This is a genomic window from Nocardioides sp. HB32 (assembly GCF_054058995.1).
Window position 1 is genome coordinate 3,320,515 of sequence record NZ_JBSSBS010000001.1, and the last position, 24,642, is coordinate 3,345,156.

General features: G+C 73.2%; 24 protein-coding genes and 1 pseudogene. 13 read left to right on the plus strand and 12 right to left on the minus strand.

From position 1 onward, the window contains the following. Positions 1 to 20: 20 nt before the first annotated feature. Together ACVW2K_RS16810 and ACVW2K_RS16815 are read right to left on the minus strand one after the other, a co-directional pair. Positions 21 to 944 carry an SCP2 sterol-binding domain-containing protein gene (locus ACVW2K_RS16810; protein WP_457203294.1) on the minus strand — a complete coding sequence of 308 codons (924 nt, stop codon included), beginning with the start codon at positions 942 to 944 and terminating at the stop codon, positions 21 to 23. Next, positions 944 to 1,876: a DNA-3-methyladenine glycosylase family protein gene (locus tag ACVW2K_RS16815; RefSeq protein WP_457203295.1), complete on the minus strand. Its 933-nt coding sequence runs from the start codon at positions 1,874 to 1,876 to the stop codon at positions 944 to 946. The genes ACVW2K_RS16810 and ACVW2K_RS16815 overlap by 1 nt, the downstream gene beginning before the upstream one ends. A 19-nt stretch (positions 1,877 to 1,895) precedes the next feature. Here ACVW2K_RS16815 and ACVW2K_RS16820 point away from each other — a divergent pair, with 19 nt between their 5' ends. Beyond that, on the plus strand, positions 1,896 to 2,681 hold the full coding sequence (locus tag ACVW2K_RS16820) for an enoyl-CoA hydratase/isomerase family protein (protein WP_457203296.1): 786 nt from the start codon (positions 1,896 to 1,898) through the stop codon (positions 2,679 to 2,681). On the opposite strand, the gene ACVW2K_RS16825 is transcribed toward ACVW2K_RS16820, so the two are convergent. Together ACVW2K_RS16825 and ACVW2K_RS16830 are read right to left on the minus strand one after the other, a co-directional pair. Continuing rightward, on the minus strand, positions 2,656 to 3,630 hold the full coding sequence (locus ACVW2K_RS16825) for a 5'-3' exonuclease (protein ID WP_028638103.1): 975 nt from the start codon (positions 3,628 to 3,630) through the stop codon (positions 2,656 to 2,658). The two genes, ACVW2K_RS16820 and ACVW2K_RS16825, sit on opposite strands and share 26 nt — an antisense overlap. Beyond that, a complete protein-coding gene (locus ACVW2K_RS16830) occupies positions 3,627 to 4,646 on the minus strand; it encodes an App1 family protein (RefSeq protein ID WP_457203297.1) in 1,020 nt (339 codons plus the stop codon). The genes ACVW2K_RS16825 and ACVW2K_RS16830 overlap by 4 nt, the downstream gene beginning before the upstream one ends. 23 nt (positions 4,647 to 4,669) lie before the next feature. Here ACVW2K_RS16830 and ACVW2K_RS16835 point away from each other — a divergent pair, with 23 nt between their 5' ends. From ACVW2K_RS16835 to ACVW2K_RS16845, 3 genes are all read left to right on the plus strand, one after another. Continuing rightward, the gene (locus ACVW2K_RS16835) at positions 4,670 to 6,202 is read left to right on the plus strand and encodes an ATP-dependent DNA ligase (protein WP_457203298.1); all 1,533 of its coding nucleotides are present in this window, start codon (positions 4,670 to 4,672) and stop codon (positions 6,200 to 6,202) included. 457 nt (positions 6,203 to 6,659) lie between these two features. Further along, positions 6,660 to 7,019: a hypothetical protein gene (locus tag ACVW2K_RS16840; protein WP_028638101.1), complete on the plus strand. Its 360-nt coding sequence runs from the start codon at positions 6,660 to 6,662 to the stop codon at positions 7,017 to 7,019. A 155-nt stretch (positions 7,020 to 7,174) separates the two neighbouring features. Beyond that, the gene (locus ACVW2K_RS16845) at positions 7,175 to 7,399 is read left to right on the plus strand and encodes a PLDc N-terminal domain-containing protein (RefSeq protein ID WP_028638100.1); all 225 of its coding nucleotides are present in this window, start codon (positions 7,175 to 7,177) and stop codon (positions 7,397 to 7,399) included. A gap of 17 nt (positions 7,400 to 7,416) precedes the next feature. On the opposite strand, the gene ACVW2K_RS16850 is transcribed toward ACVW2K_RS16845, so the two are convergent. Then, entirely contained in the window at positions 7,417 to 7,884 is a 468-nt protein-coding gene (locus ACVW2K_RS16850) for a hypothetical protein (protein ID WP_457203299.1), read from the minus strand. Positions 7,885 to 7,953: 69 nt separating this feature from the next. On the opposite strand from ACVW2K_RS16850, the gene ACVW2K_RS16855 reads away from it, so the two are divergent. Next, a complete protein-coding gene (locus ACVW2K_RS16855; RefSeq protein WP_028638098.1) occupies positions 7,954 to 8,631 on the plus strand; it encodes a TetR/AcrR family transcriptional regulator in 678 nt (225 codons plus the stop codon). A 7-nt stretch (positions 8,632 to 8,638) separates the two neighbouring features. Here ACVW2K_RS16855 and ACVW2K_RS16860 read toward each other — a convergent pair whose 3' ends face one another. Beyond that, complete coding sequence (locus ACVW2K_RS16860) at positions 8,639 to 9,931, minus strand: acetyl-CoA C-acetyltransferase (RefSeq protein WP_457203300.1); 1,293 nt, start codon at positions 9,929 to 9,931, stop codon at positions 8,639 to 8,641. Positions 9,932 to 10,028: 97 nt separating this feature from the next. On the opposite strand from ACVW2K_RS16860, the gene ACVW2K_RS16865 reads away from it, so the two are divergent. Together ACVW2K_RS16865 and ACVW2K_RS16870 are read left to right on the plus strand one after the other, a co-directional pair. Continuing rightward, a complete protein-coding gene (locus tag ACVW2K_RS16865) occupies positions 10,029 to 11,375 on the plus strand; it encodes a 3-oxoacyl-ACP reductase (RefSeq protein ID WP_457203301.1) in 1,347 nt (448 codons plus the stop codon). Next, positions 11,368 to 12,219, plus strand: a complete 852-nt coding sequence (locus tag ACVW2K_RS16870; protein WP_457203302.1) for a MaoC family dehydratase — start codon at positions 11,368 to 11,370, stop codon at positions 12,217 to 12,219. The genes ACVW2K_RS16865 and ACVW2K_RS16870 overlap by 8 nt, the downstream gene beginning before the upstream one ends. Positions 12,220 to 12,242: 23 nt before the next feature. On the opposite strand, the gene ACVW2K_RS16875 is transcribed toward ACVW2K_RS16870, so the two are convergent. Next, the gene (locus ACVW2K_RS16875; protein ID WP_028638094.1) at positions 12,243 to 12,647 is read right to left on the minus strand and encodes a nitroreductase family deazaflavin-dependent oxidoreductase; all 405 of its coding nucleotides are present in this window, start codon (positions 12,645 to 12,647) and stop codon (positions 12,243 to 12,245) included. Positions 12,648 to 12,779: 132 nt separating this feature from the next. On the opposite strand from ACVW2K_RS16875, the gene ACVW2K_RS16880 reads away from it, so the two are divergent. Together ACVW2K_RS16880 and ACVW2K_RS16885 are read left to right on the plus strand one after the other, a co-directional pair. Next, a complete protein-coding gene (locus ACVW2K_RS16880; protein ID WP_457203303.1) occupies positions 12,780 to 13,868 on the plus strand; it encodes a hypothetical protein in 1,089 nt (362 codons plus the stop codon). A gap of 37 nt (positions 13,869 to 13,905) precedes the next feature. Further along, the gene (locus ACVW2K_RS16885; protein ID WP_457203304.1) at positions 13,906 to 14,253 is read left to right on the plus strand and encodes a hypothetical protein; all 348 of its coding nucleotides are present in this window, start codon (positions 13,906 to 13,908) and stop codon (positions 14,251 to 14,253) included. On the opposite strand, the gene ACVW2K_RS16890 is transcribed toward ACVW2K_RS16885, so the two are convergent. From ACVW2K_RS16890 to ACVW2K_RS16905, 4 genes and pseudogenes are all read right to left on the minus strand, one after another. Continuing rightward, positions 14,250 to 15,125 carry an acyl-CoA thioesterase gene (locus ACVW2K_RS16890; protein WP_036570752.1) on the minus strand — a complete coding sequence of 292 codons (876 nt, stop codon included), beginning with the start codon at positions 15,123 to 15,125 and terminating at the stop codon, positions 14,250 to 14,252. The genes ACVW2K_RS16885 and ACVW2K_RS16890 overlap by 4 nt on opposite strands. Continuing rightward, positions 15,122 to 15,952: an acyl-CoA thioesterase gene (locus ACVW2K_RS16895; RefSeq protein ID WP_457203305.1), complete on the minus strand. Its 831-nt coding sequence runs from the start codon at positions 15,950 to 15,952 to the stop codon at positions 15,122 to 15,124. The genes ACVW2K_RS16890 and ACVW2K_RS16895 overlap by 4 nt, the downstream gene beginning before the upstream one ends. Beyond that, on the minus strand, positions 15,952 to 16,470 hold the full coding sequence (locus ACVW2K_RS16900) for a PAC2 family protein (RefSeq protein WP_457203306.1): 519 nt from the start codon (positions 16,468 to 16,470) through the stop codon (positions 15,952 to 15,954). The genes ACVW2K_RS16895 and ACVW2K_RS16900 overlap by 1 nt, the downstream gene beginning before the upstream one ends. Positions 16,471 to 16,544: 74 nt before the next feature. Further along, positions 16,545 to 16,889 (minus strand): annotated as a pseudogene (locus ACVW2K_RS16905) (PAC2 family protein); the annotation flags it as partial. A gap of 102 nt (positions 16,890 to 16,991) precedes the next feature. On the opposite strand from ACVW2K_RS16905, the gene ACVW2K_RS16910 reads away from it, so the two are divergent. Then, complete coding sequence (locus ACVW2K_RS16910; RefSeq protein ID WP_028638090.1) at positions 16,992 to 18,191, plus strand: thiolase family protein; 1,200 nt, start codon at positions 16,992 to 16,994, stop codon at positions 18,189 to 18,191. Position 18,192: 1 nt separating this feature from the next. Further along, the gene (locus ACVW2K_RS16915; RefSeq protein WP_457203307.1) at positions 18,193 to 20,256 is read left to right on the plus strand and encodes a 3-hydroxyacyl-CoA dehydrogenase NAD-binding domain-containing protein; all 2,064 of its coding nucleotides are present in this window, start codon (positions 18,193 to 18,195) and stop codon (positions 20,254 to 20,256) included. On the opposite strand, the gene ACVW2K_RS16920 is transcribed toward ACVW2K_RS16915, so the two are convergent. Continuing rightward, positions 20,253 to 21,740 (minus strand): ATP-binding protein, encoded by a 1,488-nt coding sequence (locus ACVW2K_RS16920; RefSeq protein WP_457203308.1) that lies wholly within the window; start codon positions 21,738 to 21,740, stop codon positions 20,253 to 20,255. The genes ACVW2K_RS16915 and ACVW2K_RS16920 overlap by 4 nt on opposite strands. 39 nt (positions 21,741 to 21,779) lie before the next feature. Here ACVW2K_RS16920 and ACVW2K_RS16925 point away from each other — a divergent pair, with 39 nt between their 5' ends. Both ACVW2K_RS16925 and ACVW2K_RS16930 read left to right on the plus strand, forming a co-directional pair. Beyond that, entirely contained in the window at positions 21,780 to 22,469 is a 690-nt protein-coding gene (locus ACVW2K_RS16925; protein ID WP_457203309.1) for a L,D-transpeptidase family protein, read from the plus strand. A gap of 50 nt (positions 22,470 to 22,519) precedes the next feature. Next, entirely contained in the window at positions 22,520 to 24,616 is a 2,097-nt protein-coding gene (locus ACVW2K_RS16930; RefSeq protein ID WP_457203310.1) for a SpoIIE family protein phosphatase, read from the plus strand. Positions 24,617 to 24,642 lie beyond the last annotated feature (26 nt).

The window sequence follows — 24,642 nt, forward strand, 5'->3', positions numbered from 1 at the left end:
CGGTGGCGGGCCGTCAAGGGTCAGCGCGGCTGCGGGATGTCGATCACCGAGCTGAGCCTGAGCGCCTTGGTCCGGTCGCCCTTCACCTTGAGCTGTCCCTTGAGCACGCCGGTCAGCGGGTTGAGGTGGCCGGTCGCGAGGCGCAGGTAGTCGTGCGCCTGGCACGTCACGGTGGCGTCGCGCTCCTCGCCCTCCTCGCCCTCGGTCACGGTCGCGACCCCGTCGGAGACGCGGACGACGTAGCGCTCGACCTCGCCGGACGGGTTGCCGAGCAGCCGGAAGGCCACGGCCAGCTCGACGCCGCGGGCCCGGTGCTGGTCGACGTACTCGGGCAGGCGCCGGAAGATCTCGCCGAGCACGACCGGCCGGAACCCCGACGCCATCACCTTCTCGAGGTGCTCGCGCGGTGCGTCCTCGAGGACGGTCGCCACGTCGACCGGGTCGAGCGCGGTCGGGTCGACGGCGACGACGTCGCTGCCGGGCACGCGGAAGATGCCGCCGACCGCCAGCGCGAGCGTCGCGTCGCCCTCGATGTCGAGCTTGCCGGAGAGGTACTCCAGCCCGGCGTTGAGCTCGCCGCTCACGAGCCGGACGAACCGCAGGATGCTGGTCCGGAGCACGACGTCGACCGGGTCGGCCCGGGTGAGCTCGATGGTGCCGCCCGCGAACCGGAGGACGTGGCTCTCGAGCAGCTTCCCGCGGCGCTCCAGGTCGATGCGGACCGTACCGTGCAGAGCGGCGAGCCGCTCCGGTACGGCGTACTCGTGCAGCCGCGCGAGGATCCCCTCGATCGCCACCGGCCGGATCCCGTCGCGGCCGATCAGCTCGAGCAGCTCCTCGTCCGGGGTGCCGGTGACGGCGGCGACCAGGGCCTCGGCATCGGCGTCGGCGAAGAACGCGGCCGCCTCGTCGGGCGTGGCCGTGCGCAGCGGGGTCAGGTCCATCAGGTCCTCGTGACGCGGGCGGGCAGGTGGGTGCGCGGCGCCATCCGCGCGCCGTGCCGCGGGCGCCGCCCGGCGGCCAAGGCGAGCAGCACCGGGACCCGGCCGCGGTGCGGTCGCCACGGCTCCAGGAACTCCGCCATCTCGGCGTCGTCGAAGTCCCGGCCGGCCACGGCCCAGCCGAGGTCCTTCGCCACGTGGTAGTCGCCGAAGCTCACCGCGTCGGCGTCACCGTGGGCGCGCTGGCGCACCTCGGCGGCCGTCCAGGCGCCGATGCCGGGAAGGCTGGTCAGCCGGCGCTCGACCTCGTCGCCCGGCAGCCCGACGGTGCGCTCGAGCGACTCCGCCACCCGGGCGGCGCCGACGAGGGTGCGCGAGCGGGCCGGGTCGACGTGCATCCGCAGCCACTCCCAGGAGGGGACCCGGCGGATCGTGGCGGCGTCGGGCTGCACCCAGAGCTTCAGCTCGCGGCCCGGGCCGGGTGCCCGTTCGCCGTACCGGTGCACGAGCATCCGGAACCCCGCGAACGCCTCTTGGCCGGTCACCTTCTGCTCGATGACCGCCGGGGTCAGCGCCTCCATGACCAGACCGGTGCGGCCGATCCGCCAGTGCGAGTACCGACGCCAGGCCTCCGCGACGAGCGGGTGGCGGTCCGCGTCGAAGCCGGTCGTGTCGTCGCCGGCGCCGAGGAGCTCGGGGACCGACTCGAGGACCCACTCGGCGCCGGGCCCCCAGGCCTCGGCGCGCACGACGCCCGCGCTGGTGAGGGGCTCCACGAGGAGCGTGGCCGGACCCGCCGGGGTGCCGATGCCGCGCCAGTGCTGATCGCCGACGATGCGATACGTCGGGTCGCCGCTCCCGCGGCGGTGGGTCGCGAGGGTGGCGCCGACCGGGCAGGGCCAGTCCGGACGCCACTCCCGCACCCGACCGTCCACGTCCGCGAGGATAGGCGGCATGACCCTGCAGATCGAGGACCGGGCCCGGGTCCGGACGCTGACCCTGGACCGTCCGGAGGCGCTCAACGCGTTCAACGAGGAGCTCTACGACGCGACCACGGAGGCGCTGCGCGCGGCTGCGGACGACCCCGACGTCGCCGTGGTGCTGCTGACCGGGAACGGGCGCGGCTTCAGCGCCGGCACCGACCTGCTCGAGATGCACGCCCGCGCGACCGACCCCGCGTTCGTGCCCGGCGAGCACGGGTTCGTCGGGCTGGTCGACGCGCTCGCGGACTTCCCGAAGCCGCTCGTCTGCGCAGTGAACGGCGTCGGCCTCGGCATCGGTACGACGATCCTCGGCTTCGCGGACCTCGCTTTCATGTCGACCACGGCCCGGCTCAAGTGCCCGTTCACCAGCCTGGGCGTGGCGCCCGAGGCGGCCTCGTCGTACCTGCTGCCGCGGCTGGTCGGCCGTCAGGCCGCCGCGTGGGTGCTGCTGTCGGCCGAGTGGATCTCTGCGCAGGAGGCACGGGAGATGGGCCTCGTCTGGAAGGTCTGCGAGCCCGACGACCTGCTGCCCGAGGCGCGGCGGCACGCCGAGCTCCTGGCGGCCAGGCCGATCTCGTCGCTGGTCGCCGTGAAGCGGACGATGACCGAGCCGCTGCGGCCCGGCATCGCGGCGGCGCGCGAGCGGGAGAACGCGGCGTTCGCGGAGCTGATGGGCGGGCCGGCGAACCTCGAGGCCCTGACCGCGTTCGCGGAGGGCCGGGAGCCGGACTTCACCAGCTTGCCGGCCGGCTGGTGAGCACCCGCATCGCCAGGTCCGTCGTCGCGGGCACGCCGAGGTAGCCGACCACCTGGGCGATCCGGTCCGGGTCGAGGGGCAGCAGGCCGGGGCTGCCCGGCAGGTCCGGGGTCAGCCCGAGGTCGAGGTCCGTGCGGCCCGACATCATCGACAGGTTGAACTCGAACCGCTCCCGGGCCGCGGGCGTGGCGAGCTTCTTCAGGACGGAGGCACCGATGCGCGGGCGGCCGACCTCCGCGCAGTAGGAGTCCAGCGTCGCCACCAGGGTCGCGCCGCCGCAGTGGTCGATGTCCGCCCAGACAGCCCGCATCGAGCCCATCTCGGACAGCAGGAACGGCGCGATCTTCTCGCCGATCCCGGGCACACCGGGCAGGTTGTCGCTGGCGTCGCCGCGCAGGGCGGCGTACTCCAGGTAGTGCTCGGCGGCGATGCCGTACATCGCCCGCAGCCGCGCCGGGTTGAGCAGCGGCGAGCCGTTGATGCCGCCGCTGATCAGCCGCAGCACCTGGGTCGACCCGCTGATGTGCGCGAACGCGTCGCGGTCGGAGGTGACGAGCACGCAGCTCCACCCGTGCTCCTCGGCCCAGGTGGCCGCGGAGGCGTTCACGTCGTCGGCCTCCAGTCCCGCCGGCGTCACGGTGAGCATGCCGAGCGCGTCGAGGAGGGCGGCGGCCCGCTCGAGCTGGTCGACGAGGGCCGGGTCCTTCTCCGCGCGGCCCGCCTTGTAGGCGGGGTACGCCGTCTCCCGGATCGACGTCCGGCGATCGTCGAGGCCGAACAGCACGGCGTCCGGCGCGAACTGGTCGATCGCCTCCAGGATCTGCCGGAGCATGCCGTGCAGCGCCCACGCGGGCCGGCCGCCGCGGTCGAGCAGCCCGGACTCGGCGCGGGCGTGGTGGTTGCGGTGCAGCAGCGAGGGCGCGTCGACCGCGAGCAGCAGCCTCGTCACAGCAGCCCGATCGAGGCGGCGTGCCGGCGTACGGCGTCGCTGTCGGCGGCCAGCACGAACGGCACGTCGGCGTCCCAGGCGTCGGTCACCTGCTCGACGCGGCCGTCGCCCGGGTCGAGACGCACCTCCCGGATGTAGACGGCGCTGACCCGGCCGGGGTGCGCCCGCACGATGTCGGCGTAGATAGCGGGGTCCTTCTCCCCCGAGTCGCCGATCAGCACGAACGACAGCTGCGGGTGCAGCCGCAGGATCTCCTCGATCCGCTCGTGCTTGCGGGCCCGGCCGTCGTGATCGCCGATCAGGTCGCGCAGCAGCAACGGCCCGATCGGGAAGTCCCGGTGGCGCAGGAACCCGCTGAGGAACGAGTGCAGGTTCCACGGGCTCGACGACACGTAGAAGACCGGGTTGCGGTCGCCGTCGGCCAGGTCGCGGTACAGGTCGGGGGCGCCCTCGAACGGCGTGCGGGTCAGCTCGGACCCGGCGAACGTCTGCAGCAGCATCTCCCCCAGGCGCTGCACCCCGGTCTCCACGATCGTGTCGTCGACGTCCGAGACGACCCCGAACCGGGCGTCGGGGCCCGGCACCCGGATCGCCGTCGTCGTGCGGAACCCCGGCTCCAGGCCGCGGTACGCCGCGCGCAGCTCGACCAGGCCGCGCTCCCACGGCTCACCCAGCCTGGACGGGCGCAGCTCGACCCGGAAGTAGCCCTCGCGGTCGGTCTCCACGTCGGCGACCGCGTCGCCGACCGCGACCCGCAGGGGTACGGCGGCGAGCTCGTCGGTCGCGAACTGGCCGAGGCTGCGGCGTACCGCCGCCCCGATCCCCTCGCCCTCGACCGCCGCCGCGGGCGCCGGGTTGTCGAGCACCCGGCCGCGGACCACGACACCCTCCGGGCCGCCGTGGCCGCCGTACGCCTCGATCCGGAAGCTCTCGGGCGGTCGACGCCGCTTCCGGCGGCGGAGCAACGCCTCCAACGCGTGCTCGGCGTCCACGAGGATGCGCTGCTTGCGGCCCACGGCGCGACCCTACTGTCGGCGCCGTGCCCTTGAATGGGGGCGTGCTCCTCGCGGACGTCGTCACCACCTCCGGCACCGTCGCCGCGACCCGGTCCCGCAAGGCCAAGGTCGCGGCCATCGCCGAGCTGCTCGCCCGCGCCTCGCCCGACGAGCTCGAGACCGTGACGGCGTACGTCGGGGGCACGCTCCGCCAGCGGCGCACCGGGCTCGGGTGGCGCGGACTGGCGTCCCTGCCGGCGCACGCTCCCGAGCCGACGCTCACCGTCGTGGAGGTGCACGAGGCGTTCGACCGGCTCGCGGCGCTGTCCGGCGCCGGGTCTCAGGCGGCGCGGGCAGCGGCGGTCGCGGACCTGCTCCGCCGGGCGACGGGCGAGGAGCAGCAGTGGCTGCGCGGCGTCGTGACCGGCGCGGTGCGGCAGGGCGCGCTCGACTCGCTCGTCCAGGAGGGCCTGGCGGTGGCAGCCGACGTGCCGCTCAGGGCCGTGCGCCGGGCCGCGATGCTCGGGGGGTCCACGGTGGCGGTAGCCCGGGCGGCGTTCGCCGGTGTCGACGCGCTCGGCGAGGTCGGGCTGGAGGTGCTCCGACCGGTGCTGCCGATGCTGGCGTCCAGCGCTCCGGACGTGCCGGCTGCCCTGGCGAAGGCCGGGTCGGGCGCACCGGTCGCGGTCGACCAGAAGCTCGACGGCATCCGCATCCAGGTGCACCGGTCCGGGTCCGAGGTGCTCGTCGCCACCCGGTCGCTGGAGGACATCACGGCGCGGCTGCCCGAGGTCGTCGAGGTGGCGCTGGCGCTGCCGGCCACGTCGTTCGTGCTGGACGGTGAGGCGCTGGCGCTCGACGAGGCCGGTCGGCCGCGGCCGTTCCAGGAGACCGCGTCGCGGACCGCGATGGGCGAAGGGATCGCGGTCACGCCGTACTTCTTCGACGTGCTGCACCTCGACGGCCGGGACCTGCTCGACGCCCCCGCCTCCGAGCGGGCAGCCGCGCTCGAGCGCCTCGTGCCGGAGCGCTACCGCGTCCCCCGGCTGGTCACCGCCTCGTCCGACGAGGCCGAGTCGTTCCTCCGCGACACCCTCGGCTCCGGCCACGAGGGCGTGGTGGTGAAGGACCTCCAGGCGCCGTACGACGCCGGCCGCCGCGGCTCCGCCTGGATCAAGGTCAAGCCCGTGCACACCCTCGACCTGGTCGTGCTCGCGATCGAGTGGGGCTCCGGGCGGCGGCAGGGCTGGCTCTCCAACATCCACCTCGGCGCCCTCGACCCCGCCACCGGCGGGTTCGTGATGCTCGGCAAGACCTTCAAGGGCATGACCGACGAGATGCTCGCCTGGCAGACCGAGCGCTTCACCGAGCTCGCCGTCGGTCCGACCGACGGCTACGTCGTCACCGTCCGCCCCGAGCAGGTGGTGGAGATCGCGTTCGACGGCGTCCAGCGCTCGACGCGCTACCCCGGTGGCGTGGCGCTGCGGTTCGCGCGGGTGGTGCGCTACCGCGACGACAAGCCGGTCTCCGAGATCGACACGATCCACAGCGTGCTGTCGTACCTACCCGGCGGCTAGCCGAGTACGACCAGCGCAGCAACATCTCGTGCAATCTGGGCGAGTTGTCCGCCGGGCTCGATGCTGAGGTCGGCCGTCACCCGGACTGGCGATGCCCGGCTCCTCCCGGTGCTCGACCCACCACCTGTCGCGCCACCGGCATGGCCTGTCGCGCCACCGACGCAGCGTGGACTGGTTCACCCCGTCCACGCCGTCGAGGCCCGCCTCGCGCCACAGCATCCGGGCCGGCGGTGGATCTCGCGATCCGGCGCTCTCGCGTCGGCCGAGCCGGCCGCTCTACCCTCCATACTTTCAGGCCATTTGCGGGTCATTTCTGCCCGGTGTCGTTGACTCAGCAGGTCGCGGGGAGGAGCGTCGTCGGGGCAGTGGAAGTCGCCCGCCGGATCGCCGCGGGGCCCATCCCCACTCGGTCCGACGCTCGGCGGAACCCGATTCAACGCGTCCCTCGGAGGCCCCCATGATCGGCACCAAGACCCACACTCGCCTGGCGCTCGTCGCCGCATCGGCCCTCGCCGGTGCGTCGGCGTCCGTAGTCCTGACCGCGTCCCCGTCGGCGGCGGCGGCCGACGTCACCCACAGTGGTGAGCAGGAGTGCTTCTTCGAGCCGGGAGACGTCCCCGGCGTCGACGAGTTCTTCCCCGCCGACTGCACGATCGTGGTCTCCGACAGCGGACGCACGACCGTGGTCGCCCGGGGCTGGCTGCCGGACGGCTACAGCTTCGACACCGCGGTCAGGGCGACCATTCCGTGCTTCGAGGCCACCGGAGAGCTCGTGGTGACGCCGAGCGGACGCGTCACCGCCACTTGCCACTTCTAGGGACCGGTCCCCGCGCCGGCGGGTCGCTCGCAGCTTGCGTCCGGACCTAAGGTCGCAGTGGCCGAATTGCAGACCAGTGTGGGCGGTTGATGACGGACTGGTCGCCAGCGGTCGACACGGTGCGCGGGTTTCTCGCGGGAACCTAGGCTCGAGGCATGGCACGGGAGAAGAAGCGCTGGCGCGACCTCACCCAGCGGCAGCAGCGGCTGATCATCGCCGGTGGGATCGCGGAGCTTGTGCTCACCACGGCCGCGAGCCGTGACCTCGCGCGGCGACCGGCCGGCGAGGTGCGTGGCCGCAAGTCGCTGTGGGTGCTCTCGTTCGTCGTCCAGCCGTTCGGCCCGCTGGCCTACCTCCTGGTCGGCCGCCGGACCGGCTGAGCGGCGGCCCGGGCCGGTCAGCCGAGGTCGAGGACGGCCGCTCCGGCAGGTGGCCTCGCTGCCGCGGTCCGGACCGAGATCACGCAGGTCTCGCCGGACTGCGGGTCGACAGTGAGGTCGACCTCACGCACGGTCGTGTCGCCACCGGCGACGGTCCCGGTCGTCACGATGTGGGGGAAGTCGCCCACCAGGGCGACCTCGAGGCGGCGCTCGGAACGGCACGGATGACCGGTGTTCGAGGCGCCCACGTGTCCGGTCTGGACCGTCGCGGTCGCACGACTGATCGTGTCGTCGGCCCCGAGCGCGTCCGTGGCGGCGGCGACCGCAGCGTCGTAGTCGTGCTGGTCGAGCGACCCGTGCGGGAGGCCGGTGGCGCGCGCGACAGGGGCCGGTCGGTCGGGCTCGCCGCTGCTGCAGCCGACCATCAGCACCGGGAGCGCGAGCAGCCCGGCGACGGCGACGGTCGAGGAGCGGCGCACTCCCATCGCAGCAGTATGCACGCGGACTCCGTCACACCCGTGCAACTGACAGTTGCACAGCCGTACGATTCTCCGGTGAGCACCTCCGAGACCGACGGCCGGCGTACCGCCGCTGCCGCCCGGCGCCGGGCGCGGGAGAAGGACATCATCGCCGCGACCCGCGCGCTGTTCGACGAGCGCGGCGTCCGGGACGCCCAGATCGAGGACATCGCGAGAGCGGTGGGGATCAACCGGGCGATCGTGTACCGGCACTTCACCGGCAAGGAGGAGCTCTTCGCGCTCACGCTGGTCGAGTACCTCGACGAGCTGCGGGTCGCGCTGACCGAGGCATCGGCATCGAGCGAGGACGCCGAGCAGCGCCTGACCGCGATGGTCGGGGCGTTCGTCGACTACGGGGTCGCGCACCCGGCGTTCGTGGACTGCGCCCAGACGCTGATGCGGCGCACCGGCCCCGACCTGCTCGACGAGATGTCCGAGAGCGCGCTGTTCCGGCTCGGCCGCGGCATCTCCTCGTGCCTGGCGCTTCTCACCCAGGTGCTCGAGGACGGCGTCGAGGCCGGCGAGTTCCGCATCGAGGACCCGGTCCTGCTCGCGAACACGCTCTACGCCAGCGGCCTCGGCGCGCTGCAGCTCGCCCGGGTCGGCATCCTCGTCAAGGAGGCCGCGCCCGGCATCCCCACCGTCGGCCAGATCTCCCCGGAGCAGGTCCGCGACTACCTGGTCGCCTCCGCAGTGGCGCTGGCCGAGCGCTGACTCGACCTCACCGCTCCAGGATCGCCACGACGCCCTGGCCGCCAGCGGCGCAGATCGAGATGAGGGCCCGACCGGAGCCCTTCTCGGCGAGCAGCTTCGCGGCGACGTTGAGGATCCGGCCGCCGGTGGCGGCGAACGGGTGGCCCGCGGCGAGCGAGGAGCCGTTGACGTTCAGCTTCGAGCGGTCGATCGAGCCGAGCGGGGCGTCCAGGCCGAGGCGCTCCTTGCAGAAGATCGGGTCCTCCCACGCCTTGAGCGTCGCGAGCACCTGCGAGGCGAACGCCTCGTGGATCTCGTAGAAGTCGAAGTCCTGCAACGTGAGACCGTGGCGGGCGAGCAGCCGCGGGACGGCGTAGGCCGGGGCCATCAGCAGGCCCTCGTTGCCGTGCACGTAGTCGACCGCGGCCGTCTCGCTGTCGACCAGGTACGCCAGCGCCTCGAGCCCGTGCTCCTCAGCCCACTCGTCGGAGGACAGGAGCACGACGGATGCGCCGTCGGTGAGCGGCGTGGAGTTGCCGGCGGTCATCGTCGCGGCCTCCCCGCGACCGAAGACCGGCCTGAGCTTGGCGAGCTTCTCCACGGAGGAGTCGGCACGCAGGTTGTTGTCGCGCTCGACGCCCCGGAACGGCGTGATCTGGTCGTCCAGGAAGCCGCGCTCGTACGCCGCCGCGAGGTGCTGGTGCGACGCGGCCGCCAGCTCGTCCTGCGCCTCGCGGGTGATCTCCCACTCCAGCGCGGTGAGGGCGGCGTGCTCGCCCATGGAGAGCTTGGTGCGCGGCTCGCCGTTCTGCGGGACCTCCAGGCCGATGTCGCCGGGGCGGATGGCACCGAGCGCCTTGATCCGGCCGGCGGTGTCCCGAGCGGCGTTCACCTTCATCAGCTTCTTGCGCAGCTTGTCGCTGATCGCGACCGGCGCGTCCGAGGTGGTGTCGGTGCCGCCGGCGATGCCGGCGTCGATCCGGCCGAGCGCGATGTCGTTGGCGACCACGACGGCGGCCTGGAGTCCGGTGCCGCACGCCTGCTGGATGTCGATCGCGGGCGTCTCGGGCGCGAGCTTCGAGCCCAGCACCGACTCGCGGGTGAGGTTGAAGTCGCGCGCGTGCTTGAGCACCGCGCCGGCGACGACCTCGCCGACCCGCTCGCCCTGGAGCCCGAAGCGCTCGACCAGCCCGTCGATCGCGGCGGTGAGCATCTCCTGGTTGGAGGCGTCGGCGTAGCCGGTGTTCGAGCGGGCGAACGGGATCCGGTTGCCGCCGAGGACGGCGACGCGGCGAGTGCTGTCCGATGTGGGGGTGGGCATGGGTTCATCCTCCTTCGGCGGGGGGAACGAGAGAAGTGCATGAGGGGCAGATCACGAAATGTGGACGCCGAGTTACACGAGGAGTTACATACCCACCATGAGCGATCTCTACCAGGGCTTCACCGCGTCCGCGATCGGCAAGCAGGTGACCAGGCTGCTGGGCCTCCCCCAGCCCGCCCGGCTCGAACGGTACGCCGAGGGCGCGGCGCTGGTGGACGGCACCGTCCTGGTCGGCGGCCGCGGACGGCTGGCCGACGAGCTGGTCGGGATCCTCGACTCGCTCGGCGTTGCGGCCGTCACCGACGACGCGGGTGCCGACACGTTCAAGGGACTGGTCTTCGACGCGACCGGGCTGACGTCGTCGGCGCAGCTCGTCGAGCTGCGCGACTTCTTCACCCCGCTCCTCCGGCGCCTCGACAGCTGCCCGCGGGTCGTCGTGATCGGCACGCCACCGGACCAGGCCCGGGACGACGAGCGGGTGGCCCAGCGGGCGCTCGAGGGCTTCACGCGCAGCCTCGGCAAGGAGATCGGCCGCGGCGGCACCGTCCAGCTCGTGTACGTCGCCGAGGGTGCCGAGGGCGCGGTGCACAGCACGCTCGCGTTCCTGCTCTCGCCGAAGTCCGCGTACGTCTCGGGCCAGGTGGTGCGCATCGGCGCGCACGGCTCCAAGGACGCCGGTGCGGTCGGTGACTGGCTGCGCCCGCTCGAGGGCCGCGTCGCGCTGGTCACCGGCGCGAGCCGCGGCATCGGCGAGCAGATCGCGCGGGTGCTGCACCGGGACGGCGCGACGGTCGTCGGCGTCGACATACCGCAGGCGGCCAGCGAGCTCCAGGCCGTGATGACCGAGCTCGACGGCGACCACCTCGTGCTCGACATCACCGCCAAGGACGCGCCGCAGCGGATCGCGCGGCACCTGAGGGAGAAGCACGGCGGGGTCGACGTGGTCGTGCACAACGCCGGCATCACCCGCGACCGGAAGCTGGCGAACATGGCCCGCTCGGAGCAGGGTGACCGGTTCGAGCAGGTGATCGCGGTCAACCTCACCGCCCCCGAGCGGATCACCCGCCACCTCCTCGACGAGAAGGTGGTCAACGACAACGGCTCGATCGTCGGGGTGGCGTCCATCGCCGGCATCGCGGGGAACGTGGGACAGACCAACTACGCCGCCTCCAAGGCGGGCGTGATCGGCCTCGTCGACGCCCTCGCCGACGAGCTCGACCGCGGCATCACGATCAACGCGGTGGCGCCGGGCTTCATCATCACGCAGATGACCGCGGCGGTGCCGTTCGCGACCCGCGAGGTCGGCCAGCGCCTGAACGCCATGGCGCAGGGCGGCCTGCCCGTCGACGTCGCCGAGACGATCGCCTGGTACGCCAGCCCCGGCTCCACCGCCGTCAACGGCAACGTGGTCCGGGTCTGCGGCCAGATGATGCTGGGTGCCTGACGTGCTGCCCACCCTGGTCAAGGCCGCGCTGCCGGCCGTCCCGGGCGTCAACCTGCTGCCCGGCATCCGCAGGACCGGCGGCGGGCTCCCGGACGTCTCCGAGGTGCGGCACGACGTACCCGTCGACGCGAGCCACGTCGGGAGGTACGCCGACCTGTGCGGGTTCCCCCGCAAGGACACCCTGCCGCTGCCGTACCCGCACCTGCTGGCGTTCGGCCTGCACCTGCAGATCATGACCTCGGGCTCGTTCCCGTTCCCGGCGATCGGCACGGTGCACCTGGAGAACTCCATCACCCAGCACCGGCCGATCGCGCTCACCGAGCAGCTGCAGGTGACGGCGCGGCCGGACCACCTGCGCGCACACCCCAAGGGCCAGGTCTTCGACATGCTCACGGCGGTCCACTCGCGCGGCGAGCTGGTGTGGGAGGAGACCTCGACGTTCCTGCGCCGTGGTCGCGGGTCGCAGGACGCGCCCGGGGGGTCGACGTTCCCCGAGGCTCCCGCACACGGCATCACCTGGCAGCTGCCGGGCGACCTGGGCCGCCGGTACGCCGGGGTGTCCGGCGACCACAACCCGATCCACCTCTACCCGCTGACCGCGAAGGCACTCGGGTTCCCGCGGCAGATCGCGCACGGCATGTGGTCGATGGCCCGGTGCGTCGGCGCGCTGGAGAACCGGCTCCCCGACGCGGTCACCGTCGCCGTGGCGTTCAAGAAGCCGATCGTGCTTCCCGGCACGGTGGCGTTCGGCTCGCGGGCGACCGAGGACGGCCACGCGTTCTCGCTCTCGTCCCCGCGGGACGGCTCGCCGCATCTCGCGGGTGCGGCGACACGCGTCGGCTGATCGGCTCGCCCGCGGCGCGGGCCTCAGCGCGGGACGAGCGCCACCACCGGGATCACCCGGTCGGTGTTGCGCTCGTAGTCCGCGAAGCCGGGGTAGAGCGCGGCCTGCTGGGCGTACTTCTCGTCGCGCTCGGCGCGGGGCAGCTCCTCCGCGCGGACCTCGAGCACGTCGTCGCCGACCTCGATGGAGGCGTCGGGGTGGGCCGTGAGGTTGTGGTACCAGTCCGGGTTGTCGGGGGCGCCGCCCTTGGACGCGAACACGAGGTACCGGTCGCCGTCGCGCAGGTACATCACCGGGTTGACCCGCTCCTGCCCGCTGCGTGCGCCGGTGGTGTGCAGCAGCAGGAGCGGCGCACCCTCGAAGTCCCCGCCGACCCGGCCGTGGTTCGCGCGGAAGTCCTCGATGATCGTGGCGTTGTAGTCCGACATGCTCCCATCCTGCCTCGGGCCCGCAGGCCCTCGCTAGGATCGCCGCCGGACGGACGCATCGACGTACGACGGGGGTGGCCCACGAGCAGGAGACGGCTCCTCGGGCGCGCGCCGCTCGCGCTCGCCGGGCTGGTGCTCGCGACCGCCTGCACGGCCGCCGACTCCCCCGCTCCGGCGACCGCCTGGACGGAGGTCCGGCTGCCGCGTGGGTTCCAGCCGGCCCTCCTGGCGGCCGGGCCCGGCGACACCGTGCTGGTCGCGAGCGACGGTGACGTCAGCGGTCGCCCGGGGCCGCGCCTGCTCGACGTCGACGGCGGCGACGTGCACGAGCTGCCGGTGTCGCCGGCCAGCTACTACGGCCGCCGGGTCGTCTGGCACGGCATCGCGGCAGCCGACGAGCGGCTCTTCGCCATCGGCGGACGGTCGGGCGGCGCCCACGGCATGACCCGGTGGACGGCCTGGTCGGGGTCGGCGCCCGACGGGCTGCGCGAGGACGTGCAGGACTTCGAGACGTTCGGCGGCCCCAGCTCCGGGGGCATCGTCGGCATCGTCACGCCCGCCGGCGGGCCGCCGCTGCTCGTCGGCTCGCGCGTCAGCGACGAGGGCTCGGGGCTGGACGTCGCGATCTGGGAGTACGGCGACCGGACCTGGCTACGCCGGCCATCGTCAGGCCCGCTGGCCGCGAGCGACGGCGCCCAGCCGGCCGCGCACGGCGCCTCGGTCCGGGGCCGTGGCGTCGTGATCGCCGGCTCGGTCACGACCTTCCGCGACGGCGTGCGCACCAGGCCGGCGATCTGGACCTCGCCGACGGATGACGGCCCGTGGACCAGGACCATGCTGCCCACCGACGGGGACGACCCGGCCGAGGCCGGCTCCGTCGCGTGCGACCCCGGGGGCCGCTGCCTCGTCGGCGGGTACGCCGGCGACCACCTCGCCGCCTGGCGGCTCTCGGCGAGCGGTGGCGTCACCGTGGCCGGTCCCCCGGCCGTGCCTGCCGGCCCGGCACCGGTGCGGGTCGCCACGAGCCACGCTGCCGGACGCTTCGGCGTCGCCGTGAGCGACCCAGCCGGCGGCGGCCAGGTCCTGGTCGAGGAGTCGGGGCGCTGGACGCGACTCGGCCTGCCGTCCACCGCGGTCATCTCCGTCGCGCAGACCACGGACTCGATGTGGCTGGTCGCGGCCTGCCCCGACGGCGCGTGCCTCTGGCGTCACGTCGAGTAGCCTCACCGGCCCAGGGCGTCGATCACGGGGAGAAGACATGTCCGAACCGCAGCAGCCCTCCGAGAGCGACTGGCTCACGCCCACCGCGGCCGGCATCGCCGGTCTGGTGATCGCCGGCCTCAGCCTGCTGAGCAACGGCACCTGGCTGCTGGCCGTGCAGGCGTGGCTCAACCGGAACGGCTCCAGCGCGCTCAGCGACACCGTGATCCTGAGCGGCATCGCCCAGGCGGTGCTGGCCGCGGGCGCCCTGCTGCTGGCCCGTCGCGCACTCGCCGCACCCCTCGGCACCGCCCGTCACCTCGGCGGCGCGACGGTCGTCGTGGGTCTCCTCGGGCTGGGCGTCGCGGGCCTGACGATCCTGGCCGGCATCGCGGGAGCCGGCTAGGCCTGACCCGGCCCCTCGTACCCGTCGTGGCGCGGGCGGATCAGCCCCTCCTGGGCGACGGTCGCCACGAGCGAGCCGTCCTGGGTGAAGACCTTGCCGAACGCCAGCCCCCGTGCGCCCTGGGCGGACGGCGACCACTGGTCGTAGAGCCACCACTCGTCGGCGCGGAACGGCTGGTGGAACCAGATCGTGTGGTCCAGCGAGGCCATCTGCGTCCTCGCCGGGTTGCCACCGTGCGCGGCGAGGGTCGAGCCGAGCAGGCTGACGTCGCTGGCGTAGGTGAACGCCGCCGTGTGCACCGACGGGTCGTCCGGCAGGCCCTCGCGCAGCCGGATCCACATCCGCGCCTGCGAGACGTGGCCGCCGTCCGGCTCCAGCCCGTAGCGGGTGTTGCCGAGCCAGCGCACGTCCAGCGAGCCCCACTCCTTGCCGAGCGCGTCCGCCTCGGCGTTCCCGCCCTGGCGCATCACCTCCACCAGGTCGAGGCCGGTCTCGGGCGCGCCCACCGGCGGCATCGCGTCCTGGTGCTCCCAGCCCTCCTCAGGGCGCTGGAAGTTCAGCGACTGGTAGTAGATCGGCCGGCCGTGCTGCCGCGCGACCACGCGCCGGGTGACGAACGACCGGCCGTCGCGCGGCCGCTCGACGTCGTAGACGATCGGGACGCCGTAGTCGCCGCCGAGCAGGAAGTAGGAGTGCAGCGAGTGGACGCTGAACTCGGGCGGCACGGTGCGTACGGCGGCGACCAGTGCCTGCGCGGCGACCTGGCCCCCGTACACGCGGGCCCGCTGCGTCTCCGGTTGGTGACCGCGGAACAGGTCGGTGTCGAGCTCCTCCAGGTCGAGCAGGCGGACAAGCTCCTCGGTGGGGTTCACGAGCGCACCTTCCGGATCACGGCTTCCTGCGCGACCGAGGCGACGAGCCGGCCCCCACGGCTGAACACGTTGGCGAGCACCAGGCCCCGGCCGTTGGAGGCCGCGGGCGACGTCTGGTCGTAGAGCCACCAGTCGTCGGCGCGGAACGGCCGGTGGAACCAGATCGTGTGGTCGAGCGACGCCACGAACACCTCGCCGGAGCCGAAGCTGAGGCCGTGCGCGGAGAGCGCGGCGCCGGTCAGCGTCATGTCGGAGAGGTAGGTGAAGGCCGCCGCGTGCCAGAACGGGTCCTCCGGGAGCTCCGAGGAGACCCGCAGCCAGACGCGCTGCCGGGCCGGCCGCGTGGGGTCGTCCTCCAGCTCGTCGATCCGCCGGATCTCGGCGACGTCCCACTCGTCGGCGTGCTCCTCGCCGTGCGCGCGCCGGCCGACCGGGCGCGACTCCTCGGGCGAGGGCACCGCGGGCATCGGCTCCTCGTGCTCGTAGCCGGACTCGGGCTTGTGGAAGTTCAGGGTCTGCGCGTAGATCGGCCGACCGTGCTGCTGCGCGATCACCCGCCGGGTCACGAACGACCGGCCGTCGCGCAGGTTCTCCACGTCGTAGATCGTCGGCACCGAGGGGTCGCCCGGCTGGAGGAAGTAGGAGTGCAGGGAGTGGACGGCGTACGGCGCCTCGACGGTCCGCGACGCGGCGACCAGCGCCTGCGCGGCGACCTGGCCGCCGAAGACGATCGGCCGCGTGGTCGGCATCTGGGCGCCCCGGAACAGGTCGTCGTCGATCGTCTCGAGATCGAGCAGCGCGAGCAGCTCGTCGGCGTCGCGCGGCATCAGTCCTCGTCCTCGGCGGCCGTGTCCGGTCCGTCGAGGCCGGCGAGGAACCGCTCGAACTCCTTGCCGAGCTCCTCGCCGGTCGGCAGCCGCTGCTCCTGGGCGAGCAGGCCGGACCCGCTCTCCTCCGCGCGCTCGAACGCGTCGTACTGCCGCTCCAGCGCCTCGACGATCTCGCCCACCTCCTCGTTCGCGGACAGGTAGCGGGCGATCTCCGCCTCGCGGTCCTCGGCCTCGGCGCGCAGGCCGGACAGGTCGATGGTGAGCCGGCCGGCGATCTCGACCTGCTCCAGCAGCGCGGCGGACGCGCGCGGGTAGTCCATCTGCGCGAGGTAGTGCGGCACGTGCGCGACGAAGCCCATCGCGTCGTGGCCCCACTCCCCCAGCCGGACCTCGAGGAGGGACTGCGCGCTGCTGGGGATCCGCAGCTCCCCGCGCCACGGGCTCTCGCCGGTGAGCAGGCCCGGGTTGTTGGCGTGGTGGGTGATCGCGATCGGGCGGGTGTGCGGCACCGCCATCGGGACCGACCCCATCCCGACCACGCGGGTGACGCCGAAGCGCCGAAGCGCTCCACCACCTCCCGCACCGCGAGGCAGAACGCCTCCCACCGGGTGTCCGGCTCCGGCCCCTGCAGCAGCAGGTACGGCGTACCGCCGGCGTCGTCGAGCAGCCGCACGACCAGCCGTGGCGCGTCGTACGACGCGTAGTGGTCGCGCACGAAGGACATCGGCGGCCGGCGGGCCCGGTAGTCGTGCAGCTCGTCCACGTCGAAGGTCGCCACCACCCGGCCGTCGGAGAGGTCGACGAGGTGCTGCGCGGCCCGGCTCGCGGCGTTGCCCGCGTCGAGGAAGCCGTCGAGCACGAGCACCATCGTCAGGGACGAGAGGTCGTCGAGCTCGGGGACGTGGTCGACGATGTGGACCAGGCGGTCGGGCATGCGGGACAGCGTAGTGGCGAGGGCGACGTCACACGGGCACCGGGTGATCCCGTAGTTACCGCAGGGTAACCTGACCGCGATCCCGACCCCAAGGAGACCAGAGTGTCCCGTCAGCTGCGAGAGGTCGTCTTCGTCGACGGCGTGCGCACGCCGTTCGGCAAGGCCAAGGGCCAGTACGCCGAGACCCGTGCCGACGACCTCGTCATCAAGTGCATCCGTGAGCTGCTGCGGCGCAACCCGTCGCTGCCGCCGGAGCGCGTCGACGAGGTCGCGGTCGCCGCCACCACCCAGATCGGCGACCAGGGCCTGACCATCGGCCGCACCGCCGCGCTGCTGTCCGGGCTGCCGCAGAGCGTCCCCGGCTACGCGATCGACCGGATGTGCGCCGGCGCGATGACCGCGGTCACGACCACCGCGTCCGGCATCGCCTTCGGCGCGTACGACGTCGCGATCGCCGGCGGCGTCGAGCACATGGGCCGGCACCCGATGGGCGAGGGCGTCGACCCGAACCCGCGGATCATGTCCGAGCGGCTCGTCGACCCGGACGCGCTCGTGATGGGCAGGACCGCCGAGAACCTGCACGACCGCTACCCGACGATCACCCGGGAGCGCGTGGACGCCTACGCCGTGCGGTCCCAGCAGAGGACCGCCGCGGCGTACGACGCCGGCAAGCTCCAGCCCGACCTGGTGCCGGTGGCGACCCGCTCCGAGGAGCTCGGCTGGGGCCTGGCGGTCAGCGACGAGCCGATGCGCCCGGACACGACCATGGAGTCGCTCGCGACCCTGAAGACGCCGTTCCGGCCGCACGGCAAGGTGACCGCCGGCAACGCCGCCGGCATTAACGACGGCGCGACCGCGGCGCTGCTCGCCGACGAGGAGACCGCGCGTGAGCTCGGCCTGCCGGTCAAGATGCGGCTCGTGTCGTACGGCTTCGTGGGCGTCGAGCCCGAGGTGATGGGCGCCGGTCCGATCCCGGCCACCGAGAAGGCCCTCGAGCACGCCGGCCTGAGGATCGACGACATCGGCGCCTTCGAGGTCAACGAGGCCTTCGCCGTGCAGGTGCTGGCGTTCCTGGAGCACTTCGGCATCGCCGACGACGACGCCCGGGTGAACCCGTACGGCGGCGCGATCGCGATGGGCCACCCCCTGGCGTCCTCGGGCGTCCGGCTGATGACGCAGCTCGCGAAGGCGTTCGAGGAGCGCCCCGAGGTGCGCTACGGCCTGACCACCATGTGCGTCGGCATCGGAATGGGCGGCACCGTGATCTGGGAGAACCCGCACTGGACCGGAGAGGTGGCCTGACATGGCGATCGAGAAGCTGCTCGCCCGCGCCCAGGAGATCTCCTCCGACGCCGAGCGCGTGACGCAGGCGCACCTGCGCAAGGTCCGCCTCCCGCGCTCCGGCGTGCTCGGCCTGATCACGCTGGACAACGGCGAGGACCACACGAAGCCGAACACGTTCGGCCCGCGGTCGCTGCTCGCCCTGAACGGCGCGATCGACGCCGCGCTCGCGGACCACGAGGTCGTCGCGGTCGCGGTCACCGGCAAGCCGTTCATCCTGGCGGCCGGTGCCGACCTGACCTCGGTCGCCGGCGGCGGGCCCGACAGCGTGCGCGTCGTCGCCGAGCTCGGTCACCACGTGTTCCGCAAGCTCGGCGAGGGTGGCAAGCCATCGTTCGGCTTCATCAACGGCCTCACGCTGGGCGGCGGCCTCGAGGTCGCGCTGCACTGCACCTACCGCACGGTGATGGACAGCGCGCCCGCGCTCGGGCTGCCCGAGGTCATGCTCGGGCTCGTCCCGGGCTGGGGCGGCGCCTTCCTGGTGCCGAACCTGCTGGGCGCCGACGCGGCCGTGACCGTGATCCTGGAGAACCCGCTCAACAACGGCAGGACGCTGAACGGCGAGGCGGCCTACAAGGCCGGTCTCGCCGACGCCGTGTTCTCCGGGGCCGACTTCCTCGAGCAGTCGCTGCTCTGGGCGGACGCGGTGCTGAGCGGCGAGCTGATCGTCCAGCGCACCGAGATCGACCGCGGCGCCGGGTGGGACGCCGCGATCGAGCGGGCCCGGGGCCTCGTGCAGTCACGGACAGGTGGCGCGAGCCCGGCGGCGCTCCAGGCCGTCGAGCTGATCGACGCGGCCCGCGACGGCGACCGCGACGCCGGCTTCGCGCGGGAGGACGACGCCCTGGAGGCGATGTCGCACACGCCGGAGCTGATCGCGTCGCTGTACGCCTTCGACCTCGTCCAGAAGCGCGCCAAGCGGCCCGCGGGTGCGCCCGACCGGGCACTGGCCCGCCCGGTCACCAAGGTCGGGATCGTCGGTGCCGGCCTGATGGCCTCGCAGCTGGCGCTGTTGTTCGTCCGCCGCCTGGAGGTGCCGGTCGTGCTGACCGACCTGGACCAGGAGCGCGTCGACAAGGGCGTCGGCTACGTCCACGCCGAGATCGACAAGCTGCTCGCCAAGGGCAGGATCAACGCCGACAAGGCGAACCGGCACAGGTCACTCGTGACCGGCGCCGTCGACAAGGGCGAGGTCTTCGGGGACGCGGACTTCGTGATCGAGGCGGTCTTCGAGGAGATGTCGGTCAAGAAGTCGGTGTTCGCCGACGTCGAGAAGGCCGTCTCCCCCGCGTGCATCCTCGCGACCAACACCTCGTCGCTCTCGATCACGGAGATGGCGGCGGACCTCGAGCACCCCGAGCGGGTCGTGGGCTTCCACTTCTTCAACCCGGTCGCGGTGATGCCGCTGCTGGAGATCGTCAGGGGCGAGCGGACCGACGACGCCACGCTGGCGACCGCGTTCGCGACCGGCAAGGCGCTGAAGAAGACGACGATCCTGGTCAACGACAGCCCGTCGTTCATCGTCAACAGGCTGCTGGGCCGGTTCATGGGCGAGGTCGGCCGGATCGTCGACGAGGGCACGCCGGTGCCGGTCGTCGACGGCGCCTTCGCGGGCGTCGCGCCGATGCCGCCTCATCAGCTGCTCGCGCTCGTGGGCCCGGCGATCGCGCTCCACAACGTGGAGACGCTGCACGCAGCGTTCCCGGACCGCTTCTACGTCTCGCCCGCCCTCGAGCGCGTGGTGGCGGCGCGGAAGTCGTCGTACTACGGCCCGGACGGCGTTCTCGACCCCGAGGTCGAGGCGCTGCTGGAGACTCCCGCCGACCCGATGGTGCTCGGGCAGGCGGAGGTGCGCACCCGCGTCCTCACCGGCCTCGCCGACGAGGCCCGCCGGATGCTCGACGAGGGTGTCGTCGCGGCGGCCGAGGACCTGGACCTGGCGATGATCACCGGGGCCGGCTTCTCGTTCTGGAACGGCGGCCTGACCATGCTGCTCGAGCGCGAGGGCCTCGGCAGCTTCCACTAGGTCGACGCGGGTGGGCCCGGCAGGGTCACGCGGAACGTCGTGCCCCTGCCGAGCTCGCTCTCGACCTCGACCGAGCCCCCGTGCGCGCCCACGATCGAGGCGACGATGCTCAGCCCGAGGCCGGTGCCCGGCAGGTGTCGCGCGACGGCCTCGCCGCCGCGGAAGAAGCGGCCGAACACCTGGTCGACCTCGTCCTCGGCGATGCCGATGCCGGTGTCGGTGACGTCGAGCTCGACGCCCTCCCCCGCCTGCCGCACGGTCACCTCGACCGAGCCACCGGCGCGGCTGTACTTGACGGCGTTCGACAGCAGGTTGTCGACGACCTGCCGCAGCCGCTGCCCGTCGGCCACCACGGGCACCCGCTCGGGCATGTCGACGCGGACCGCCACGCCGCCGCGGTCCGCGGAGACGCGAGCGGCCTCGACGGCCTCGGTCACCACGGCGGTCAGGTCGAGCGGCGCGGGCTGGAGCTCCAGCGTGCCGTCGGCGACCTGGCCGATGAGGAGCAGGTCGGACAACAGCCCCTGGAGACGGAGCGCGTTGCGCTGCACGACGCGGAGCCGGGCCGCGACCTGCTCGGTGAGCTCGGGGTGCTCCCCGAGCAGCTCCAGGTGCCCGAGCACCGAGGTCAGTGGCGTCCGCAGCTCGTGGGAGACGGACGCGACGAACTCGTCCTTGACCTGGATGGCGCGCACCAGCTCGGTGATCTGCTGGTACGCCAGCGCCGCGCCCAGCCGCTCGCCGTCCGGACCCCACATCTGCCGGGCCGAGGTCGAGTACGCCTGGCGGGTCGCCGGGTCAGCGCCCACCCAGTACGTGTAGTCGTCGAACTCCTCGCCCTGCGTGGCGCGGTACGACGGCATCTCCTCGCGCGTCATCAGCGTCTTGCCGTCGAGGTGGTACACGTGGCCGAGCTGACCCGCCGCCCCCTCGTGGCCGTCGGGGAACGGGACGTGGATGCTCTGCGCGTGCCGCTTGTTCATCCGCCGGTAGGTGCCGTCCGGTCCGATCAGCAGGAGTCCCACGTTCACCGTCTCGAAGATCGCCTCGAGCTCCGCGCGGGCCGCCTCGAGACGCTCCTCGTACTCCTGCTGCGCGGTGACGTCGAGGATCTGGGAGATGAAGTGCAGGGGCTCGCCGTCCGCGGTCCGCACCAGGGCGACCGACAGGTCCCCCCAGACCACGTGTCCCGCGGAGTGCAGGTAGCGCTTGCGGATCCGGTAGGAGTCGATCTCCCCGGCCAGCGCCTGGTGGAAGAGCGCGAGGTCCGCGTCCAGGTCGTCGGCGTGGGTGAGCTCCTGGAAGCCCTGCCGGGAGAGCCCGGCCTCGTCGTACCCGAGCATCTCCGCCAGCGCCCGGTTCACCATCACCAGGCGGCCGCCCAGGTCGACGACGGCCATGCCGATCGGCGAGTGCTGGAGCATGAGCCGCCACAGGTCGGCGTTCTCGCCCGCACCCTCCATCGGCGCCTCCGTCCCGAGCACTGGTGTGCACACCGTAGAGGAAGTTGGCACCATGAGGTCGTGCACCGCGCCATCGCCTTCCTGGCCGCCCTCCTGCTCGCCTCCACCGCGCCGTCGCCGGCGTCCGCGGCGCCGGACTGGGTCGTGACGGCGCAGCAGCGGCTCAACCACCTGGGCTGCCACGCCGGCCCGGCGGACGGCGAGGTCGGGCAGTGGACCCGGTCGGCGGTGATCCGGTTCCAGTCCCGCGAGGGCGTGCGGCAGAGCGGCCACCTGGACGCCCGGACCCGGCAGCGCCTGGCCGACGATGACGCGCCGCGGTGCGACGTGCGCCCGGTCCCCGGTCACTCCGGGTCCGGACGACGGATCGTGGTCTCGCAGCACCAGAACTGGGTCTGGCTGGTCGGCCCGAAGGGCGGCGTGGCGGACCAGGGTCCGATGGTCGACAACCCCTCCGTGCTGCACCGGGGCTCGTACGGCGTCGGCTCCTACTGCGGCCGGGCTGCGCGGATCAAGCTCAACCAGTCGACCAGCGGCGACGTCTGGCTGGACGACTTCGTGCGGTTCGCGCCGTGCGGGATCGGCTTCCACCGGATCCCCCGGTCCAAGGCCACCGGCAGGCAGATCCACGCCGACTGGCTCCTCGGCACGAATCTGGCGTCGTCGCACGGCTGCATCCGGCTGAGTCGGGAGCTGTCGAAGCGGGTCTGGGACTTCGCCACGCGACGGACCCCGGTCCGCGTGGTCTGATCCTGTGCGGAACCACTCCGCGGTACCCCGCTGCATGGGAGCATCGGCCCATGGCGTGGCAACCGTCCGCGGAGCTGCTCGATGACCTGATGGTCGCCGCCCTGGCGGCCGACGACACCGGGCGGATCGTCTACGCCAACCGCGCCGCGACCGCCCTGTTCGGCTCGGGGCCCGACGACCTGGTCGGGTCGATGCTGCGGGAGCGGCTGTTCGAGGAGGCCGAGGTCGGCGCGGCCGAGGAGATCTCGGCACGGGTGCTCATGGGTGCCACGTGGAGCGGCGAGCTCTCCGCCCGGTGCTCCGGGCAGCACGTCCGCGAGCTCGCGACGTCGTGGTCGCCCGTGTACGACGGGAAGCGGGTGACCGGCGTGCTGCTGCTCGCGGAGGACACCCAGCACGCGCGCATCCTGACCCGACGGCTGAACCGGCTCGCGAACGTCAGCACCGACCTGCTCGCCGCCCGCACCCTTCAGGACGTCGCGCGCGTCGTCACCGACGAGATGACCGACGCCGCCGGCGCGACGGTCGGCTCGATCTCCCTGGTCGTCGACGACGAGACGCTGACCCTGGTCGCGATCAAGGGCGGTACGCCGGGGGTGGCCGACCGCTGGACGTCGTTCCCCCGTGCCAGCCGGACGCCGGCCGCCGAGTGCCTCCGCAACCGCCGGGTCCTCGTGCTGCACGGGCGCGACGAGATCGCCGCGCGCTACCCGGACCTCGAGCGCGCGGCCACCGGGGAGCGGTCGATGGTGTGCCTTCCGCTCGTGGTCGGCGACCGAGAGCTCGGCGCGGTGACCATGTCGTTCCCGGGCCGGCGTCGGTTCGACGCCCCGGAGCTCGCGTTCCTCACGCTGCTCTCCGAGATGTGCGCCCACGCGATCGACCGGATCCAGGCGCAGGCAGCCGCCCACGACCGCGAGACGAAGCTGGCGTTCCTCGCGGAGGCGACGGTCCGGCTCTCTGGCGACCTCGACTACGAGACGACGCTCGCCGCCGTGGCCGAGGCCGCGGTGCCCTGGTTCGCGGACTGGTGCGCGGTGGTGGTGGCGGAGGACGGCCGGCTGCGCACGATCGCGTTCGCGCACGCCGACACCGGTCAGGGCGACCTGGTCGACCGGCTGCAGACCGACTACCCGCCCGAGCCGGACGCGTACGCCAGCCCCGGCGAGGTGCTGCGCACCGGCCAGTCGGTGCTGGTGCCCGACATCACCGACGAGATGCTCGAGGCGCGGGCGGTCGACGACGAGCACCTCCGGCTGCTGCGGGACGTCGCGCCGCGCAGCATGATGTCCTGCCCGCTCATCGCCGGGGACCGCGCGCTCGGCGTGGTCACCTGGGTCGCCGGCGAGGGCAGCCGGCGCTTCGACGCCGACGACCTGGCGTTCGCCGAGGACCTGGCGAGGCGGGCGGCGATCGCGATCGACAACGCCCAGCTGCACTCCGAGGTCCGCGACGTCGCGCTGCGACTCCAGCACGCCGTGCTGCCCGAACGGCTGCCGCAGCTGGCCGGCTGGGAGACCGCGGTCGTCTACCAGCCCTCCGGGCGCACCGACGCCGGCGGTGACTTCTACGACGTGGTCGACCTCGGCGGCGGCCGGATCGCGGCGTTCGTCGGCGACGTGATGGGCCGGGGCGTGCAGGCCGCCTCGGTGATGGCGCAGATGCGGTCGGCGATCCGCACCCTCATCGCGCTCGACCCGGCGCCGGAGTCGGTGCTGACCGGCCTCGACCTGGTCTTCGACCGGCTCGACCTCGAGCACCTCGTCACGATCGCCTACGCCCTCGCCGACCCGGCCGCCGGCACCCTCGAGCTGATCAGTGCGGGGCACCCCGCCCCGCTGCTGCTGCGCCCCGGCGGCTCGATCGAGGTGGTCACCCATGCGGAGACCATGCTCCTCGGCGCCGGCGGCGGTGCCCGCAACGTCGTGACCGTCCCGTTCGACCCGGGCGACGTCGCCCTGCTGTTCACCGACGGGCTCGTCGAACGGCGCGGTGAGGACACCGACGCCGGCATGGACCGGCTGGTCGACGCGTGCCGGCGGATCGACGCCCCCGCCCTCGACACCTGGCTGGAGGCCGTTGTCGACGAGGTGCGCGACCCGACCCGCGACGACGACGTGGCGGCCCTCGCCGTACGACGCGGGTAGCTGTCGTATCGGGTTCGACCTGTTCG